The 16,029-nt window shown below is 68.9% G+C and carries 15 protein-coding genes, 1 tRNA gene and 1 pseudogene; 5 read left to right on the top strand and 12 right to left on the bottom strand.

All coding sequences use genetic code 11. The features are described from left to right. Positions 1 to 12: 12 nt before the first annotated feature. Positions 13 to 1,488, bottom strand: a complete 1,476-nt coding sequence (locus FHW78_RS15225; RefSeq protein ID WP_183642469.1) for an NAD(P)H-hydrate dehydratase — start codon at positions 1,486 to 1,488, stop codon at positions 13 to 15. 23 nt (positions 1,489 to 1,511) lie between these two features. On the opposite strand from FHW78_RS15225, the gene queG reads away from it, so the two are divergent. Further along, the gene (gene queG, locus FHW78_RS15230) at positions 1,512 to 2,588 is read left to right on the top strand and encodes a tRNA epoxyqueuosine(34) reductase QueG (protein ID WP_183642471.1); all 1,077 of its coding nucleotides are present in this window, start codon (positions 1,512 to 1,514) and stop codon (positions 2,586 to 2,588) included. Between the two features lie 94 nt (positions 2,589 to 2,682). Here the strand turns inward: queG and pgi are convergent, their stop codons facing one another. From pgi to pcnB, 6 genes and pseudogenes are all read right to left on the bottom strand, one after another. Beyond that, complete coding sequence (gene pgi, locus FHW78_RS15235; RefSeq protein ID WP_183642474.1) at positions 2,683 to 4,200, bottom strand: glucose-6-phosphate isomerase; 1,518 nt, start codon at positions 4,198 to 4,200, stop codon at positions 2,683 to 2,685. Next, positions 4,197 to 4,577: an aspartate 1-decarboxylase gene (gene panD / locus FHW78_RS15240; RefSeq protein ID WP_141453346.1), complete on the bottom strand. Its 381-nt coding sequence runs from the start codon at positions 4,575 to 4,577 to the stop codon at positions 4,197 to 4,199. The genes pgi and panD overlap by 4 nt, the downstream gene beginning before the upstream one ends. Before the next feature lie 114 nt (positions 4,578 to 4,691). Beyond that, complete coding sequence (panC, locus tag FHW78_RS15245) at positions 4,692 to 5,534, bottom strand: pantoate--beta-alanine ligase (RefSeq protein ID WP_183642476.1); 843 nt, start codon at positions 5,532 to 5,534, stop codon at positions 4,692 to 4,694. A gap of 45 nt (positions 5,535 to 5,579) precedes the next feature. Further along, on the bottom strand, positions 5,580 to 6,392 hold the full coding sequence (panB, locus tag FHW78_RS15250) for a 3-methyl-2-oxobutanoate hydroxymethyltransferase (protein WP_183642481.1): 813 nt from the start codon (positions 6,390 to 6,392) through the stop codon (positions 5,580 to 5,582). A gap of 17 nt (positions 6,393 to 6,409) precedes the next feature. Then, the gene (gene folK, locus FHW78_RS15255; RefSeq protein ID WP_183642484.1) at positions 6,410 to 6,901 is read right to left on the bottom strand and encodes a 2-amino-4-hydroxy-6-hydroxymethyldihydropteridine diphosphokinase; all 492 of its coding nucleotides are present in this window, start codon (positions 6,899 to 6,901) and stop codon (positions 6,410 to 6,412) included. A gap of 10 nt (positions 6,902 to 6,911) precedes the next feature. Beyond that, positions 6,912 to 8,216, bottom strand: a pseudogene (pcnB, locus tag FHW78_RS15260) (polynucleotide adenylyltransferase PcnB); the annotation flags it as partial. A gap of 118 nt (positions 8,217 to 8,334) precedes the next feature. Here pcnB and FHW78_RS15265 point away from each other — a divergent pair. After that, positions 8,335 to 8,409 (top strand) — tRNA-Glu (locus FHW78_RS15265). Between the two features lie 86 nt (positions 8,410 to 8,495). Here FHW78_RS15265 and FHW78_RS15270 read toward each other — a convergent pair. From FHW78_RS15270 to FHW78_RS15280, 3 genes are all read right to left on the bottom strand, one after another. After that, positions 8,496 to 10,529 carry a M3 family metallopeptidase gene (locus FHW78_RS15270; protein WP_183642487.1) on the bottom strand — a complete coding sequence of 678 codons (2,034 nt, stop codon included), beginning with the start codon at positions 10,527 to 10,529 and terminating at the stop codon, positions 8,496 to 8,498. A 102-nt stretch (positions 10,530 to 10,631) separates the two neighbouring features. After that, positions 10,632 to 11,741, bottom strand: coding sequence for a PLP-dependent cysteine synthase family protein (locus FHW78_RS15275; protein WP_183642489.1), 1,110 nt, complete (start codon positions 11,739 to 11,741; stop codon positions 10,632 to 10,634). Positions 11,742 to 11,874: 133 nt separating this feature from the next. Continuing rightward, positions 11,875 to 12,579 (bottom strand): pirin family protein, encoded by a 705-nt coding sequence (locus tag FHW78_RS15280; RefSeq protein WP_183642492.1) that lies wholly within the window; start codon positions 12,577 to 12,579, stop codon positions 11,875 to 11,877. 321 nt (positions 12,580 to 12,900) lie between these two features. On the opposite strand from FHW78_RS15280, the gene fdxA reads away from it, so the two are divergent. Further along, positions 12,901 to 13,224, top strand: coding sequence for a ferredoxin FdxA (gene fdxA, locus FHW78_RS15285; protein ID WP_141453356.1), 324 nt, complete (start codon positions 12,901 to 12,903; stop codon positions 13,222 to 13,224). Between the two features lie 102 nt (positions 13,225 to 13,326). On the opposite strand, the gene FHW78_RS15290 is transcribed toward fdxA, so the two are convergent. Together FHW78_RS15290 and dapA are read right to left on the bottom strand one after the other, a co-directional pair. Next, positions 13,327 to 13,851 carry a hypothetical protein gene (locus tag FHW78_RS15290; RefSeq protein ID WP_183642495.1) on the bottom strand — a complete coding sequence of 175 codons (525 nt, stop codon included), beginning with the start codon at positions 13,849 to 13,851 and terminating at the stop codon, positions 13,327 to 13,329. 15 nt (positions 13,852 to 13,866) lie between these two features. Further along, on the bottom strand, positions 13,867 to 14,775 hold the full coding sequence (gene dapA / locus FHW78_RS15295; RefSeq protein WP_183642497.1) for a 4-hydroxy-tetrahydrodipicolinate synthase: 909 nt from the start codon (positions 14,773 to 14,775) through the stop codon (positions 13,867 to 13,869). 161 nt (positions 14,776 to 14,936) lie between these two features. On the opposite strand from dapA, the gene FHW78_RS15300 reads away from it, so the two are divergent. Together FHW78_RS15300 and FHW78_RS15305 are read left to right on the top strand one after the other, a co-directional pair. Then, positions 14,937 to 15,497 (top strand): glycine cleavage system protein R, encoded by a 561-nt coding sequence (locus FHW78_RS15300; RefSeq protein ID WP_141453362.1) that lies wholly within the window; start codon positions 14,937 to 14,939, stop codon positions 15,495 to 15,497. A gap of 2 nt (positions 15,498 to 15,499) precedes the next feature. Then, a complete protein-coding gene (locus FHW78_RS15305) occupies positions 15,500 to 15,988 on the top strand; it encodes a peroxiredoxin (protein ID WP_183642500.1) in 489 nt (162 codons plus the stop codon). Positions 15,989 to 16,029 lie beyond the last annotated feature (41 nt).

The following is a 16,029-nucleotide window of genomic DNA, read 5'->3' on the forward strand; positions in this document are numbered from 1 at the left end:
CGCCGCACACGCTCAGGGATTGGCAAGCCGCCGCACGATCGGCATCAGATCCGAAGGCAGCAGGCCGCGTTCGCCTTCCGCCGCGGCGACGTCGCCCGCCAGCGAATGCAGCAGCGCGCCTGCGCGCGCGGCGTCGAACGCGGGCAGTCCCTGCGCGCGCAACGCCGCGATGATGCCGGTCAGCACATCGCCCATGCCGCCTACGGCCATGCCCGGGTTGCCGGCATCCAGCACGCAGGGAATTTCGCCCCGCGCAGCGACGATCGTGCCGGCGCCCTTCAGCACAATCACCGCGCGATGGCGCTCCGCCAGCGCGCCCGCGGCGGCGAAGCGATCCTGCTGCACCTCGTGCGTCTCCACGCCCAGCAGGCGCGCCGCTTCACCGGGATGCGGGGTCAGGATCGCGTCGCGCAGTTCGTGCGGATACGCGGCCAGCAGGTTCAGGGCATCGGCATCCAGCACGCAGGGCGGTTGCGCGCGCAGCACCAGTTCGAACAGCCCGCGTCCCCAGTCCTCCTGCCCCAGTCCGGGGCCAAGCGCGACGACATCGGCCTGCGGCAGCAGCGGCGCCAGTTCCTCGCCGGATTCGACCGCGCGCACCATCGCTTCCGGCCGTCGCGCCAGCAGGGGCGCGACGTGGCGTTCACGGGTGGCGACGCGGAGCAGGCCGGCGCCGGCACGCAGCGCCGCTTCCGCGCACAACGCGATGGCGCCACCGCTGCCGTGATCACCGCCGATGCACAGCACCCGGCCGGACTCGCCCTTGTGGGTATTGCGCCGGCGCGGCAACAGCCAGCGCGCGAGCGCTTCCGCGCCCAGGCCGTTGGCGGCGGCGGGGACGCCGGCGAAGGTTTCGTCATCGACTTCGAGTTCGTCCAGCGCGCACGCGCCGGTGTATTCCAGCGCCTGGCCGGTGCGCAGTCCCACGTGCTCGGCAATGAACTGCAACGTGCGCGAGGCCACCACCGCCACGCCGGGCACGTGTCCGCGATCGGCATCCACGCCGCTGGGAACATCGAGCGCTAACACCGGCGCGCCCTGCGCGTTGATCGCCTCGATCAGGCGCGCGGAACCCGCATCCGGCGCACGCGACAGGCCGATGCCGAACAAGGCGTCGACCACCACATCGGCGGGCGGCAGCGGTCCACCGCCATGAAGTGCGATGCGCCCGCCCGCGGCGATGTAGTCGGTGCAGGCGCGCTGGCTGGACGGCGTGCGCGGCACGTGCTCGTCCAGGTGCACCACCGTGACCACGTGCCCGGAGCGCTGCGCCAGTTGCGCCAGCACGTAGCCGTCTCCGCCGTTGTTGCCGGGTCCGCACACCACCACCAGGCGCTGGGCCCGCGGCCAGTGATCCCGCAGGTGCCGCCAGGCCGCCTGCCCCGCCCGCAGCATCAGGACATGCGGGTCGCCGCCCAGGCGGACGGTGGCGCGCGCGTCCAGGTCGCGCGCGGCGGCGGTGTCGTACAGGGGAAAGCTGCCGGACATGCGGGCGATTCTATACTTGTCGCATGCCTGCCACCGCGCCCGCCACGCTTCCGGATCCCGCCGCGCTCGCCGCGCGGGTGCGCGGGCTGGCGCGCGAGTTCGGCTTCCAGCGCTGCGGCATCGCCGGTGTCGAACTGGGAGAGGACGAGGCCCATCTGCGCGACTGGCTGGCGCAGGGCTTGTACGGGTCGATGGACTGGATGGCGCGCCACGGCGACCTGCGCAGCCGGCCGCAGGAACTCCTGCCCGGCACCCTGCGGGTGATTTCGGTGGGACTGGATTACGGCCGCAACGACAGTGACGACGCCTGGCGGACGCTGGCCGACGGCGAACGCGCCTATGTGGCCCGCTACGCGCTGGGACGCGACTACCACAAGCTGATGCGCAATCGCCTGCAGCGGCTGGCCGAACGCCTGCAGCAGGAAGTCGGCGCGTTCGGCCATCGCGTGTTCGTGGATTCGGCGCCGGTGCTGGAACGCGCGCTAGCGCGCAACGCCGGGCTCGGCTGGATCGGCAAGCACACCTGTCTCATCGACAAGGATGGCGGCTCCTGGTTCTTCCTCGGTGAAATCTACGTCGACCTGCCGCTGCCGATTGACGCGCCCGCCAGCGCGCACTGCGGCACCTGCACGCGCTGCATCGACATCTGCCCGACCGACGCGATCACCGCGCCGTATCGTCTCGACGCGCGGCGCTGCATTTCCTACCTGACCATCGAGCACGACGGCGCGATTCCCGAGGATCTGCGCGTGCCGATGGGCAACCGCATCTTCGGTTGCGACGACTGCCAGCTGGTCTGTCCCTGGAACAAGTTCGCCAAGCGCCACGACGAACCGGATTTCCGCGCCCGCAACGATCTGGATACCGCGACGCTGCCGCAGTTGTTCGCCTGGGACGAAGCCGAATTCCTGCGCCGCACGGAAGGTTCGGCGATCCGCCGCAGCGGCCATGAGCGCTGGCTGCGCAACATCGCCGTCGCGCTGGGCAATGCGCCGGCCACGCCGGACGTGCTGGCGGCATTGGCTTCGCGCCGCGAGGATCCATCGCCGCTGGTGCGCGAGCACGTGGCGTGGGCGCTGCGGCGGCATGGGGTGCAATGAGCCGGCATGCCCTGTGGGAGCGACGTCAGTCGCGAATCGGACATCCAGAGCGACTGACGTCGCTCCCACAAGACAGAAGGTCGCCGCGGAGAAATCAACCGCGCTTGCGCAACTCGTCCAGCAGTACGCGGGTGACCGGGTCGTCGGCCTGCGCTTCGCCCTTAAGTGCTGGCAGCAGGCCGTTGGCCAGTTGCTTGCCCAGTTCGACGCCGAACTGATCGAAGGCGTTGATGCCCCACAGCACCGACTGCGCGTAGACGCTGTGTTCGTACATGGCGATCAGGCCGCCCAGGGTCTGCGGGGTCAGCGCATCGAGCAGGATCAGCGTGCTCGGGCGGCTGCCCGGATACGCGCGGTGCGGATCCTCGCTGCCCTGCCCGTTCGCCAGCGCCTCGGTCTGCGCCAGCAGGTTGGACATCAGCGCCAGGTGGTTCTCGGCATACGGATCGTCGTTGCGGATGGTGCCGACGAAATCCAGCGGCACGATGCCGGTGCCCTGGTGCAACGCCTGGAAGAAACTGTGCTGCACGTCGGTGCCTGCACCGCCCCACCACACCGGCACGGTATCCACGCCGACCGGGCTGCCGTCGAGTTTCACCGACTTGCCCAGGCTCTCCATCACCAGTTGCTGCAGGTAGGCCGGCAGCAGTGCCAGGCGCTGGTCGTAGGTCATCACGCCGTGCGCGGCGTGGCCTAGCGCATTGCGGTTCCAGATCGCGGTCAGCGCGTGGCGTACCGCGATGTTGTCGGCGGGCGCGGTGTTCAGTACATGCGCGTCGAAATCCGATGCGCCGGACAGCAGCGCCTCGAAGCGCTCGAAGCCGATGGCCAGCGCGATCGGCAGGCCCACCGCCGACCACAGCGAGTAGCGGCCACCCACCCAGTCCCACATCGGCAGCACCCGTGCCGCGTCGATCGCGAACGCGGCGGCGGCGCGCTCCGGATTGGCGCTGACCGCGTACAGGCCCTCGCTGCTGCCCAGCCAGTCGCGCAGGATGCCGCCGTTGAGCAGGGTTTCCTGGGTGCCGAAGGTTTTGGAAATCAGGATTGCCGCGGTCTTGCGCGGATCCAGCGGCGCCAGCACGCGCTGGGCGGCGGCACCGTCGACGTTGGACAGGAAGTGCACGCGGAAGCGGCCCGGCAGCGGTCCGCGCAACGCATCGGCGACCAGCCGCGGGCCCAGGTCGGAACCACCGATGCCGACGCTGACGATATCGGTGACGTCGCTGGCTTCCAGATCCGCGATCAGCGCGACCATGCGCTCGCGCACCGCGCTGGCGGTGGCGAATGCCTCGCGCGCGGCGGCGGCACCGGAGTGATTGCCACGCAGCGCGGTATGCAGCGCGGCGCGGCCTTCGGTGACGTTGACCTTCTCGCCATCGAACAGGCGCCGGAACGCCCCTTTCAGATCGCGCGATTCGCCGAGTGCGACCAGCGCGGACAGCGCCTCGCGGTCATAGCCCTGGCGGGCGAAGTTGAAGTACAGCGGGCCGTGGCGCAGGGCGAAGTCGTTGGCGCGCGCGGGATCCTGCGCCAGCAGCGCCGGCAGCGATTGCCCGCGCAGGCGCGCGGCGTGGGACTGCAGTGCGTCGAAACCCGGTGTCTGGCTCATGCGGCCTGCTTGGGAATGCTGTGGTTGGTGTGGGTGATCCTGTTGCTGCCGTCCACGTAGATCAGCTTGGGCTGGAAGCGCTCGGCTTCCTCCTCGCTCATGCCGGCGAACGCGGCGATGATGATCAGGTCGCCGATCTGCACGTGGCGCGCGGCGCCGCCGTTGAGCGAGATGATCCCGCTGCCCTCGTCGGCGCGGATGGCGTAGGTGGAGAAACGCGCGCCGTTGGTGACATCCCAGATGTGCACCTGCTCGAACTCGCGGATGCCGCTGGCGTCCAGCAGCAGGCCGTCGATGGCGATCGAGCCTTCATAGTTCAGTTCGGCGTGGGTGACGGTGGCGCGGTGGATCTTGGTCTTGAGCAGGCTGAGTTGCATGGCGGGGGGAACGGACCACGGAGGAAGCGGAAGTTTAGCAGCGGCCGCGGGCGGCCGACGTGCATGCGGCGGGAGGCGCCGCGCGGGAGGCGAAGCGGGCGGCAGGCGCCGCGTTCACCATTCCAGGTTGTCGATCAGCCGGGTCCGGCCCAGGCGCGCGGCGACCAGCGCGACCCGGGGACCGGCTTCGCCGTCGACCGGCTCGCTCAGGTCGGGCCGGCGCACCGTGGTGTAGTCCACCGCGAAACCGTTGTCCGCCAGGTGGCGGGCGGCGGTGTCCTCGACCTCCACGCGCGGGCGGCCGGCGACGACGCCGTCGCGCATCGCGGTCAGGACGCGGCGGATTTCGGCGGCGCGCGGGCGCTCGTCGGCCGACAGGTACTGGTTGCGCGAGCTCATCGCCAGCCCGTCGCTCTCGCGCACGATGCTGCCGGCCAGCAGCTCGATCGGAAACGCCAGGTCCGCCACCATCTGCCGGATCACCGCCAGTTGCTGGTAGTCCTTCTTGCCGAATGCGGCCAGATCGGGCTGCACCTGGTTGAACAGGCGGGTCACCACCGTGCACACGCCATCGAAATGGCCGGGGCGATGCGCGCCTTCCAGCAGGCTGCTGACACCGGGCACGTGCACCTTGGCCGCCAGTTCCACGCCGAACGGATACATCGATTCCACCGTGGGCAGCCACAGGACATCGCAGCCCGCGCCTTCCAGACCGCTCATGTCCGCTTCCGGCGTGCGCGGGTAACGGGTGAAGTCCTCGTTGGGACCGAACTGGGTCGGATTGACGAACACGCTGGACACCACGCGGTCGGCATACTGCCGCGCCAGCATGACCAGCGAGTAATGGCCGGCATGCAGGTTGCCCATCGTCGGCACCAGCGCGACTTTCAGGCCCTCGCGTTTCCATTGCCTGACGCGGGCGCGCAGATCGTGCAGTTCGGTGATGGTTTCTAGCATGAAGTTGTCCGCAGAAGTCCGCTGGATCGCCGCGCGGTGCGCGGCTCAGTAGGAGTGGCTGGCGTCGGGGAAGCTGCCGTCGCGCACCGCGTCGGCATAGGCGCGCACGGCGCCGGCGATCGAACCGCCTCCGGCCAGGAAATCCTTGACGAACTTGGGCCGGCGATGGCCGGTGTCCAGGCCGAGGAAATCGTGCAGCACCAGCACCTGCCCGTCGCAGCCCGGGCCGGCGCCGATGCCGATGGTCGGGATGGCGATGTCCGCGGTGATGGACGCGGCCAGCGCCGACGGCACGCATTCCAGCACCAGCAGCGCCGCGCCGGCCTCGGCCACCGCGCGCGCATCGGCGCGCAGGCGCGCGGCGGCGGCTTCGTCACGGCCCTGCACCTTGTAGCCGCCGAACTTGAGCACCGACTGCGGGGTCAGGCCCAGGTGCGCGCAGACCGGAATGTCGCGCTCGCTCAGGAAGCGGATCACGTCCAGCTTATGGCCCGCGCCTTCCAGTTTGACCATCTCGGCACCGGCCTGCAGCAGCGCGATGGAGGCGTCCAGCGCGCGTTCGGGTGTGGCGTCGGACTGGAACGGCAGATCGCTGATCAGCAGCGCGCGGTTCAGTCCGCGCGCCACCGCTGCAGTGTGGTAGGCGATATCGGAAGTGGTCACCGGCAGGGTCGAGTCATGCCCCTGCACCACCATGCCCAGCGAATCACCGACCAGGATCAGGTCGGCGCCGTTGGCATCGAAGACCCGGGCGAAACCGGCGTCGTAGGCGGTCAGCATGACCAGCTTGCGTCCGTCCCGCTTGGCCTCGGCCAGGGCGGGAACGGTCCAGGGCTTGCTATCGGCGTGAGTGCTCATGGGGATGCATTATCCGCTCATAACGGCTGGATATTCGAGCTTTCCAGGCCGGACACTGCATCCCGCGCGTAACCGACGCCCGGAATCCGGATGTCCGGCGCCAGTTCCAGCAACGGCACCAGCGCGAAGGCGCGCTCGTGCAGGCGTGGATGCGGCAGTTGCAGGCCGGGCACGTCCAGCACCCGATCGCCGAACAACAGCAGGTCCAGATCCAGGCGCCGCGGTCCCCAGCGCTGTTCGCGGGCGCGATCCCTGCCGAACTCGCGTTCGATCGCCAGCAGGTGTTCCAGCAGCGCCAGCGGTTCCAGCGAAGTACGCAGCATCGCCACCGCATTGATGAAGTCCGGCTGCGCCTCCAGGCCCCAGGCCGGCGTGCGGTAGAGCCGCGACACCGCCACGCATTCGGTGTCCGGCAGCCACGCCAGGCGCGCGGCGGCGGCCAGCAGGGTGGCCCGGGCATCCCCCAGGTTCGCGCCCAGGCCGACGAACGCCTCGCCCGGCGCTGTCATCTCGGCCAGTTCATTCCGGCGAGGCGGCGCTGCTGCGGCGACGGCGACGGCGACGACGACGGCCCTGTGGACCGCCCTCCTCGTCCGGGTTGCCGGCGGCGGACACCAGCGCGCTGGCCAGCGCCTCGGGCGACTGCGCCTGCGCTTCGCGCCAGAACGCCACGTCCTCGGCGTGTTCGCTGGACGCGGACAGGCGCAGCACCAGGAAATCGAACGCGGCGCGGAAGCGTGGATGGGTCAGCAGGCGCATGACCCGCTTGCGCTGGCGGTTGCCGAAGCGGGTCTGCAGCAGCCAGATCTCCTGCATCGGCAGCGAGAACCGGCGCGGCAGCGCGACCGTGTTGAGCTGGTGCAGGGTCACCCGATCGGCGGCGCGGCGCTGCGCCTCCTCCGCGTGCACGCCCTGCGCCTGCAGCGCCATCAGGGCGCGGCAGTACGCCGGCCACAGCAGCAGTGCGAACAGGAACGCCGGCGACACCGGCTCGTCGTTGGCCACCCGTCGATCGGTGCCGGCCAGGCCCTCGATCAGCATGCGCCGCAGCGCTCCGCTGCGATTGGAAGCCAGCGCCGCCGCGGTTTCCGGCAGCAGCACGGCGAGCAGGCCGAACCGTTCCAGGCCCTCGAAGCTGGCCACCGCGTGGCCGGACAGGAACAGTTTGAGGATTTCCTCGAACAGGCGCGCGGGCGCCGCGTCGGACAGCAGCGAGGCCAGCCGCGCGATCGGTTCGGCGGTCGCCGTCTCGATCGAGAAATCCAGCTTGGCCGCCAGCCGCACCGCGCGCAGCATGCGCACCGGATCCTCGCGGTAACGCTGCTCGGGATCGCCGATCAACCGCAACGTGCGCGCCTGCACATCCTCGAATCCGCCAACGTAATCGCGTACCGAGAAATCCTCGATGGCGTAGTACAGCGCGTTGGCGGTGAAGTCGCGGCGCACCGCGTCGTCCTCGACGGTGCCGTAGACGTTGTCGCGGACCAGCCGGCCGTTCTCCATTTCGCGATCGCCGCTGCCATCGTCGCTGTTGGCGCGGAAGGTGGCGACCTCGATGATCTCGCTGCCGAACACCACGTGCGCCAGCCGGAACCGGCGGCCGATCAGGCGGCAGTTGCGGAACAACTGCTTGACCTGCTCCGGGGTGGCGTCGGTGGCGACGTCGAAGTCCTTGGGATGCCCGCCGACCAGCAGGTCGCGCACGGCGCCGCCGACCAGATAGCCGGCGAAGCCCGCATCGCGCAGCCGGTACAGCACGCGCAGGGCATTGGGACTGATGTCCTTGCGCGAGATCGGGTGCTGGTCGCGGGGAATGATGCGCAGGGCGGTGTTCGGGGTAATGGTGGCGGTTCCGTCAGGTGGTCTCGTGCCCCGGGGCGGGCGATTGCCGAACGCCGGGGTAGCCGCCTATACTAATGCGCTTCGCCGGCATCACCCAAACGCTCCCTTCGTCTAGTGGTTAGGACGTGGCCCTCTCAAGGCTAAAACAGGGGTTCGAGTCCCCTAGGGAGCGCCATTCCGGCTGAAGTCACCTCGCGGACCCGCTCCCGAGGCGCCGGCGGCGGCTTTTCCGTCCGCACACCCGCCGGCCGTTCCCCTCGCCTAGCCCATGCCGCTGTGCCGCAGCAGCGCGTCGATGCGTGGCTCGCGCCCGCGGAATGCGCGGAAGTTCTCGGCCGCCCCGCGGCTGCCGCCCCGTCCCAGCACTTCCCGGCGGAAACGCGCGCCGGTTTCGGCCAGTTGCCCCGGGGTTTCCTCGAACGCGGCGTAGGCGTCGGCGCTCAGCACCTCGGCCCATTTGTAGCTGTAGTAACCGGCGGCGTAGCCGCCGGCGAAGATGTGGCTGAACTGGTGCGGAAAGCGGTTCCAGCTCGGCGGCCGGTTCACCGCGATCTCGTCGCGCACGCGTTCCAGCAGCGCCAGCACGCTGTCGCCGGCCGGATCCAGGCCGCCGGCGTGCAGCAGCATGTCGAACAGGCCGAACTCCAGTTGGCGCACGGTCGCCATGCCGCTCTGGAAGTTCTTCGCCGCCAGCATCCGATCGAACAGATCGCGCGGCAGCGGTGCGCCGGTGTCCACATGCGCGGTCATCGCCCGCACGCGCTCCCACTCCCAGCAAAAGTTCTCCATGAACTGGCTGGGCAGCTCCACCGCGTCCCATTCCACGCCGTTGATGCCGGCGACCGCCAGCTCGCCGATCGCGGTCAGCAACTGGTGCAGGCCATGGCCCATTTCATGGAACAGCGTGGTGACCTCGTTGTGGCTGAAGGTGGCCGGCTTGCCCTCGGCGCCACGGCCGAAGTTGCAGACCAGGTACACCAGAGGCGTCTGCGCGCCCTGCCCCGCGCCGCGCTCGCGGCGGTTGCGGCCATCGTCCATCCAGGCGCCGCCGCGCTTGCCCTCGCGGGCGTAGAGATCGAGATAGAACTGGCCGACCAGTTGGCCATCGTCGCCGACCAGCCGGTAGAAGCGCACGTCCGGATGCCAGGTCGGCGCCTGGTCCGGTTCGACCCGCAGGCCGTACAGCGCATGGATGAGATCGAACAGGCCGGCCAGTACCTTCGGCTCGGTGAAGTATTGCTTCACTTCCTGCCCGGAATAGCTGTAGCGCGCCTGCTTGAGCTTCTCGCTGGCCCAGGCCAGATCCCAGGCCTGCAGATCGTCCAGTCCGAGCTCGTCCCTGGCGAACGCCTCCAGTTCCGCGCGATCGCGCCGCGCGTGCGGCAGCGCGCGTGCGCCGAGATCGCGCAGGAACGCCAGCACCGCCTGCGGACTGTCGGCCATCTTGGTGGCGACCGAATAGTCCGCGTAGCTGGCGAACCCGAGCAACGCCGCCAGTTCGGTGCGCAGCGCCAGGATGCGATCGATCAGCGCGCTGTTGTCGAGCCCGGCGTCGTCGCCCAGTTCGGAGGCGCGCACGGCGCTGGCGCGGTAGAGCTGTTCGCGCAGGCCACGATCCTCGGCATAGGTCTGCACCGGCAGGTAGCACGGCATCTGCAGGGTCAACTTCCAGCCGGCGCGCCCGTCCTTTTCCGCCTGCGCACGGGCGGCCGCCAGCACGTCGGCCGGCAGGCCCGCCAGCCGCGATTCGTCTTCGACGTAGAGCGCCCACGCATCGGTCGCGTCCAGCACGTTGTTGGAGAACTTCGCCGCCAACGCCGACAGTTCCTCGCGGATGGCGGTGAAGCGGGCCTTGCCGGCCTCGTCCAGTTCGGCGCCGCCGAGGCGGAAATCGCGCAACGCGTTTTCCAGCGCCTTGCGCCGCGCGGCGTCGTAATCCTTCGCTTCGGGCGACTGCGCCAGTGCCTTGTATTGCGCGTACAGCGCCAGGTTCTGCCCCAGCGCGCTGCCGAATCGGGTGACCTTGGGCAGGTTGGCGTTGTAGGCCTCGCGCAGTTCCGGCGTGTTGACCACGGCCTGCAGGTGGGCGACCTGGCCCCAGGCCCGGTACAGCCGCTCGGTGGCGTCGTCCAGCGGCACCACGAAGCTCTCCCAGCTCACCGGCGCGATCGTTTCGGCCCGCTTCACCGCCGCGTCCGCCTCGGCCAGCAACTGGTCGATGGCGGGCGTGATCTGATCGGGTTTGATCGCGTCGAAACGCGGCAGGCCGGAAAAATCGAGCAGCGGAAGGGTCACGTCGGGGCTCCTGGAATCAGCCGTCGGAAGGCGGAAGTATCCTGCCAGAGTGGAGGCGACCGGGGCGGATGCAAGCGTGCGCCCGCGCCGGCGCGATGTCGTTCAGGCCGCGGCCTGCGCCGTCCAGGGCAGATCCGGCAGCTCCCCGCCGGCGGTGGCGGCGGCGATCGCCGCATCGCTGCCGCTCACCTCGATGCCGTTGTCCGCGTACCACGCCGGGGCGTAGTAGCTGTGCGCGTAGCGCTCGCCGGCATCGCACAGGATGGTCACGATCGAACCCGCGCGTCCAGCCTGTTTCATCCGCTGCGCTGCCCACAGCACGCCGACGAAGTTGGTGCCGGTGGAACCGCCGACCCGGCGTCCCAGCCGCGCGCTGACCTCGCGCATCGCCGCCAGCGACAGCGCGTCCGGCACCTTGACCATCGCGTCCACGCAACTGGGCAGGAAGCTGGCTTCCACCCGTGGCCGGCCGATGCCCTCGATGCGCGAACCGCCGGTGCTGGACAGCTCGCGCCACGGCCGGCCGGCCAGTGCTTCCCGGTAGCCGTCGTAGAACATCGAGATTTCCGGATCCGCGCACAGGATGTCGGTGGCGTGCTGGCGGTAGCGCACATAGCGGCCGAGGGTGGCGGCGGTGCCGCCGGTACCGGGGCTGCAGACGATCCAGGCCGGCACCGGGTGCGGTTCGGCCGCCATCTGCTTGAAAATCGATTCGGCGATGTTGTTGTTGGCACGCCAGTCGGTGGCGCGCTCGGCGTAGGTGAACTGATCCATGAAATGCCCGCCGGTCTCCCGCGCGAGCTGGCGCGAGGCATCGTCGAGATCGCAGGCGCGTTCGATCAGGTGGCAGCGACCGCCCTGGAATTCGATCGCGGCGATTTTCTCCGGCGAAGTGCTGGCCGGAATCACCGCGATGAACGGCAAGCCGAGCAGGCGCGCGAAGTAGGCCTCCGACACCGCCGTGGATCCGCTGGACGCCTCGATGACCGGCGCGCCCTCGCGCAGCCAGCCGTTGGCGAGCGCGTACAGGAACAGCGAGCGCGCCAGCCGGTGCTTGAGGCTGCCGGTGGGATGGCTGGATTCGTCCTTGAAATAGAAATCGATGTCCGGATAGCCCGGCAGCGACAGCGGAATCAGGTGGGTGTCGGCCGAACGGTTGAAATCGGCTTCGATCCTGCGGATGGACGCGGCCACCCAGTGACGGTGCGACATGGAGCGGGAATGTCCGGGCAAGTGGAAACGGGGCTGGAGCGGTCGCCCGGCATTATCCCACTTCCGCCCGGGCGCCGCGGATGGCGCGATGCCAGCCGCGGTCCGGCCCGGCCTCCCCGAGCAGATTCCCTGATCAGATCCTCGGCAGATCGAACACCAGCACTTCCGCGCTGCGGCCGCCGGCGACGGTGACCAGCGGCTCGCCGTCGTACAGCAGGGCATCGCCGGCCGCCAGCGCATGACCATTGACGGTCAGCTCGCCGCGGGCGACATGTACGTACCCGAGCCGGCCCTCGGCCAGGCGCAGTTCGGCTTTCTCGTCGCCGTCGAACAGGCCGGCGTAGACGCGCGCGTCCTGATGGATGCCCACCGAACCGTCCGCGCCGTCCGGGCTGGCGATCAGGCGCAGGTGGCCCTGCTTTTCCTGGGCGGAAAACGCCTTCTGCTCATAGGAAGGCGGTATGCCCTGGCGGTCCGGGATGATCCAGATCTGCAGGAAATGGGTGGTGCCGGATTCGCTGTAATTGAATTCCGAATGCTGCACGCCGGTGCCGGCGCTCATCCGCTGCACGTCGCCCGGCACGATGCTGGACGCGTTGCCCATCGAATCCTTGTGGCCCAATGCGCCTTCCAGCACGTAGCTGATGATTTCCATGTCGCGGTGCCCGTGCTGGCCGAAACCGCGCCCGGCTTCCACGCGATCCTCGTTGAGGACCCGCAGCGGGCCCCAGTGCACGTGGTTGTCGTCGTAATAGCCGGCGAACGAGAAGCTGTGCCAGGAATCCAGCCAGCCATGGTTGGCGTGGCCGCGCTCGGCGGCCGGACGCAGGGTGATCATCGGGGAACCTCCACGGGAAACGTTGGCGAAAGGATGTGGTTCCGCCCGCGCAGGATAAACGGGCCGCCGGCCAATGGGCTGTTCCAATTTCGAGACAATAGGGCTTCCAGACCGCATCGGCTCGCAAGAAACGGAACGAATCGGCGCCCGCGCTGGCCTGTCGACACCCGTATCCGCCGCCCGCTTCCTGCGCTTGCCCGGCACCACTCCATGCCGGACCGGGAGTCCGGCGACGCTCCAGGGACGCAAAACGCAATCAATGTCATCCGGATGAGTGCGTTGCATTAAACTTGTCGGGTTTTCCGTTTTGATGTTCTGCCAATGCCCTTCGTCGTCACCGAGAACTGCATCAAATGCAAGTACACCGATTGCGTGGAAGTCTGCCCGGTGGATTGTTTCCACGAGGGTCCGAACTTCCTGGTGATCGATCCCGATGAGTGCATCGACTGCACGCTGTGCGAACCGGAATGCCCGATCAACGCGATCTATCCGGAGGACGACGTCCCCGCCGGGCAGGAAAACTACGTGCAGTTGAACGCGGAGCTGTCGCGGGCCTGGCCGGTGATCACCACCCGCAAGGAACCGCTGCCCGACGCCAAGGAATGGGAAGGCAAGCCCGGCAAGCTGCCGCTGCTGGAACGTTGATCGCCACGCGCCGGCACGCCGGCGAATCCGCCCCGCGCCGCGCGCGACGGGCATGAAAAAGGCGCCTTGCGGCGCCTTTTCCGTTTCAGGCGATGCCCGGGCTCAGTTGCCGAGCTTGGCCTTGAGCGCGGCGATCAGCTTGGTCGGCGCGTCACCCTGCGCGGGCAGGCCACGCGGATCCACGGCCGAGACATAGGCGCCGGCCTGGACACCGACCACGCGCACCAGGAAGTTGCTGCCTTCGTAGTTCACGTCGTAGGTGCCCAGCAGCTGCGCGCGGCTGGCGATGGTCACGCCTTCGATACCACCGAGCGCGTCGCCGACCTTGGTGAACACCTCGTCGCGGCTACCGGTGGCGTTGAAACCGGTGTTGGAAGCGGCGGCCGGCGCGCTGCCCTGGCCTTGCGACTGCACCTGCGAAGCGGTGGCCGGCAGGTTCATCGCGCCGGCGGTGCTGGGCAGGTTGAGATCCGGCGGGACTTCCAGCGGACGCATTTCCGGGCTCAGCGCATAGTCGCCCTTGGCGCCCTTCTTGCTGAACCACTTGCAGCCCGACAGGCCGCCGGCCACGGAAACGGCCAGCAGCGCGAGGGCGAGCGGACGCATGAGCGAAGGCGAAAAACGCATGGTGTTCTCCTGGGTTCAGGCCGCGATCGTTTCGCGGCTGGATTGTTCTTCGAGCCGGCTCGCCTGTTCGGCCAGACGGTTCGCGGTGTCGTGGTGGGCCTCGGACAGCGGCAGCAGCGGCAGGCGCAGCCCGCTGCCGACATCCTGGCGCTGCAGCAGCGCCTTGACCGGGATGGGATTGGATTCCACCCCGAGGAAGCCATAGATGTCGCCGAGTTCGGCGTCGAGCGCGGCGACCGCCGCGGCATCTCCGGCGCGGGCGCGATCGCACAGCCTGCGGAAGGTGCGCGGCAGTGCGTTGGAGCCGACCGAGATCAGTCCGTCGGCACCGGCCAGCATGGCGCGGCCGGCGGTGGGATCGTCGCCGCTGAGGATCACGAAACCGTCGTTGCGCAGCGCCAGCAGCGCGGTCATGCGCTCGGGCTCGGAACGGGCTTCCTTGATGCCGATGATGTGCGGGTGCGGCGCAAGCTGGGCCACCGTCTCCGGCAACAGATCGCAACCGGTGCGGCCCGGCACGTTGTACAGGACCACCGGCAGGCCGCCCTGCTCGGCCACCGCGCGGTAATGCGCGACCAGGCCGGCCTGGGTGGGACGCACGTAAGGCGGAGTGACCACCAGCGCGTAGTCGGCGCCGGCGACCTGCGCGCGGCGGGTCTGGGCGATGGTCTTGGCGGTGTTCATCTGCCCGGTACCGGCCAGCACGGGAATGCGGCCGCCGAGGATTTCCACCGCCACGCGCAGCAGCCGCTCGTATTCCTCGTCCGACAGCGCGGCCGCCTCGCCGGTCGAACCGGCGACGACCACGCCCTGCGTGCCGCCGTCGATCTGCCGTTTGAGCAGTCGGCGCCAGGCGTCGAGGTCGAGTTCGCCAGCGTCCGTGAACGGCGTGGCCAGTGCGGTAATGCTGCCGGAAAGGGACAAGCGTTTGCCTTCTTGAACGTCTTCGTTGAACAGGGGCGGCGCGGAATCCGCGCACCCTGCGATGTTACTTGCGGCGTGAAAGCGCGGGCAAGTATGCTGGATCCCGTGCCGGGCGCCCGCCCGGGGTGCCATTCAGACTCGCCGCCCTGCCGGAAGCCGCTTTGACCGATCCCACGCCCCGGCCTTCGCCGAACGAAAACCACCTCCTGATCAACGCCTATACGACGCATCCGGAGTCCCCGCTGTTGGCGGTGACGCGCCGGATCGCGGACAGTGGCTGCAATCTGGTCGATGCCCGCCTGTCCACGGTGGGCCGGGACGTGTCGGTGACCGCGCTGGCGACCGGTTCCTGGGACTCGGTGGCCAAGCTGGAGGCGATGATGACCCGGCTGGAGCGCGAGGAAGGCCTGAAGCTGGTCTGGTACCGCACCGGTCCCAAGGTCGTGCAGTCCAACCTGCTGCCGTACATCGTGGAAGTGGTGGCCGCCGACAAGCCGGGCATCCTGTTCCAGCTGGCCGACTTCTTCGACCGCCAGGGCATCACCATCGAGAACCTGCAGAGCACCCGCTACCGCGCCATGCAGACCGGCGCTGAGATGTTCTCGGCGCAGGTGACCATCGGGGTGCCGGCCAACATGCACATCGCCGCGCTGCGCGACGATTTCCTCGAATTCTGCGACCATCTGAACCTGGACGCGATCATGGATCCGATGAAGTTCTGACAATGACGGCGATCAGCATCGGCAAGGCCCTGCCCAAGGCGACCCTCAAGCTGCCGCTGGCGCTGTCCGGCGGCGAAACCGCTACCCTCGCCGACCATGCCGGCCAGTGGCTGGTGCTGTATTTCTATCCAAAGGACAGCACGCCCGGCTGCACCACCGAGGGCCTGGATTTCAACGCGCTGCTGCCGAAGTTCAAGAAATTGAATGCCGGCGTGCTCGGCGTGTCGCGCGATTCGGTCAAGTCGCACGACAATTTCTGCACAAAGCAGGGCTTCAAATTCCCGCTGGTCAGCGATGCCGACGAGAAGCTGTGCCAGGCCTTCGACGTGATCCACGAGAAGAACATGTACGGCCGCAAGGTGCTCGGCGTGGTCCGCAGCACCTTCCTGATTTCACCTGACGGCCGCCTCGCCCAGGAGTGGCGCGGCGTCAAGGTTCCCGGCCATGCCCAGGCCGTGCTGGACGCACTGAAGGCGCTCCAAACCCAGTGATCGAACGGTGCTCCCTTTTCTCCACCATCCCGAGTCGCGGC

Origin of the sequence: Pseudoxanthomonas sp. OG2 (assembly GCF_014192765.1) — a bacterium.
In the GTDB taxonomy this organism is placed as follows: Bacteria; Pseudomonadota; Gammaproteobacteria; order Xanthomonadales; family Xanthomonadaceae; genus Pseudoxanthomonas_A; species Pseudoxanthomonas_A beigongshangi.

Excerpts from the sequence above, each read along its gene's own strand:
- panC (WP_183642476.1), bottom strand. The coding sequence starts at position 5,534 with ATGCTAGAAACCATCACCGAACTGCACGATCTGCGCGCCCGCGTCAGG.
- FHW78_RS15225 (WP_183642469.1), bottom strand. The coding sequence starts at position 1,488 with ATGTCCGGCAGCTTTCCCCTGTACGACACCGCCGCCGCGCGCGACCTG.
- queG (WP_183642471.1), top strand. The coding sequence starts at position 1,512 with ATGCCTGCCACCGCGCCCGCCACGCTTCCGGATCCCGCCGCGCTCGCC.
- FHW78_RS15290 (WP_183642495.1), bottom strand. The coding sequence starts at position 13,851 with ATGCGTTTTTCGCCTTCGCTCATGCGTCCGCTCGCCCTCGCGCTGCTG.
- panD (WP_141453346.1), bottom strand. The coding sequence starts at position 4,577 with ATGCAACTCAGCCTGCTCAAGACCAAGATCCACCGCGCCACCGTCACC.
- pgi (WP_183642474.1), bottom strand. The coding sequence starts at position 4,200 with ATGAGCCAGACACCGGGTTTCGACGCACTGCAGTCCCACGCCGCGCGC.
- panB (WP_183642481.1), bottom strand. The coding sequence starts at position 6,392 with ATGAGCACTCACGCCGATAGCAAGCCCTGGACCGTTCCCGCCCTGGCC.
- FHW78_RS15280 (WP_183642492.1), bottom strand. The coding sequence starts at position 12,579 with ATGATCACCCTGCGTCCGGCCGCCGAGCGCGGCCACGCCAACCATGGC.
- fdxA (WP_141453356.1), top strand. The coding sequence starts at position 12,901 with ATGCCCTTCGTCGTCACCGAGAACTGCATCAAATGCAAGTACACCGAT.
- folK (WP_183642484.1), bottom strand. The coding sequence starts at position 6,901 with ATGACAGCGCCGGGCGAGGCGTTCGTCGGCCTGGGCGCGAACCTGGGG.
- FHW78_RS15275 (WP_183642489.1), bottom strand. The coding sequence starts at position 11,741 with ATGTCGCACCGTCACTGGGTGGCCGCGTCCATCCGCAGGATCGAAGCC.
- FHW78_RS15305 (WP_183642500.1), top strand. The coding sequence starts at position 15,500 with ATGACGGCGATCAGCATCGGCAAGGCCCTGCCCAAGGCGACCCTCAAG.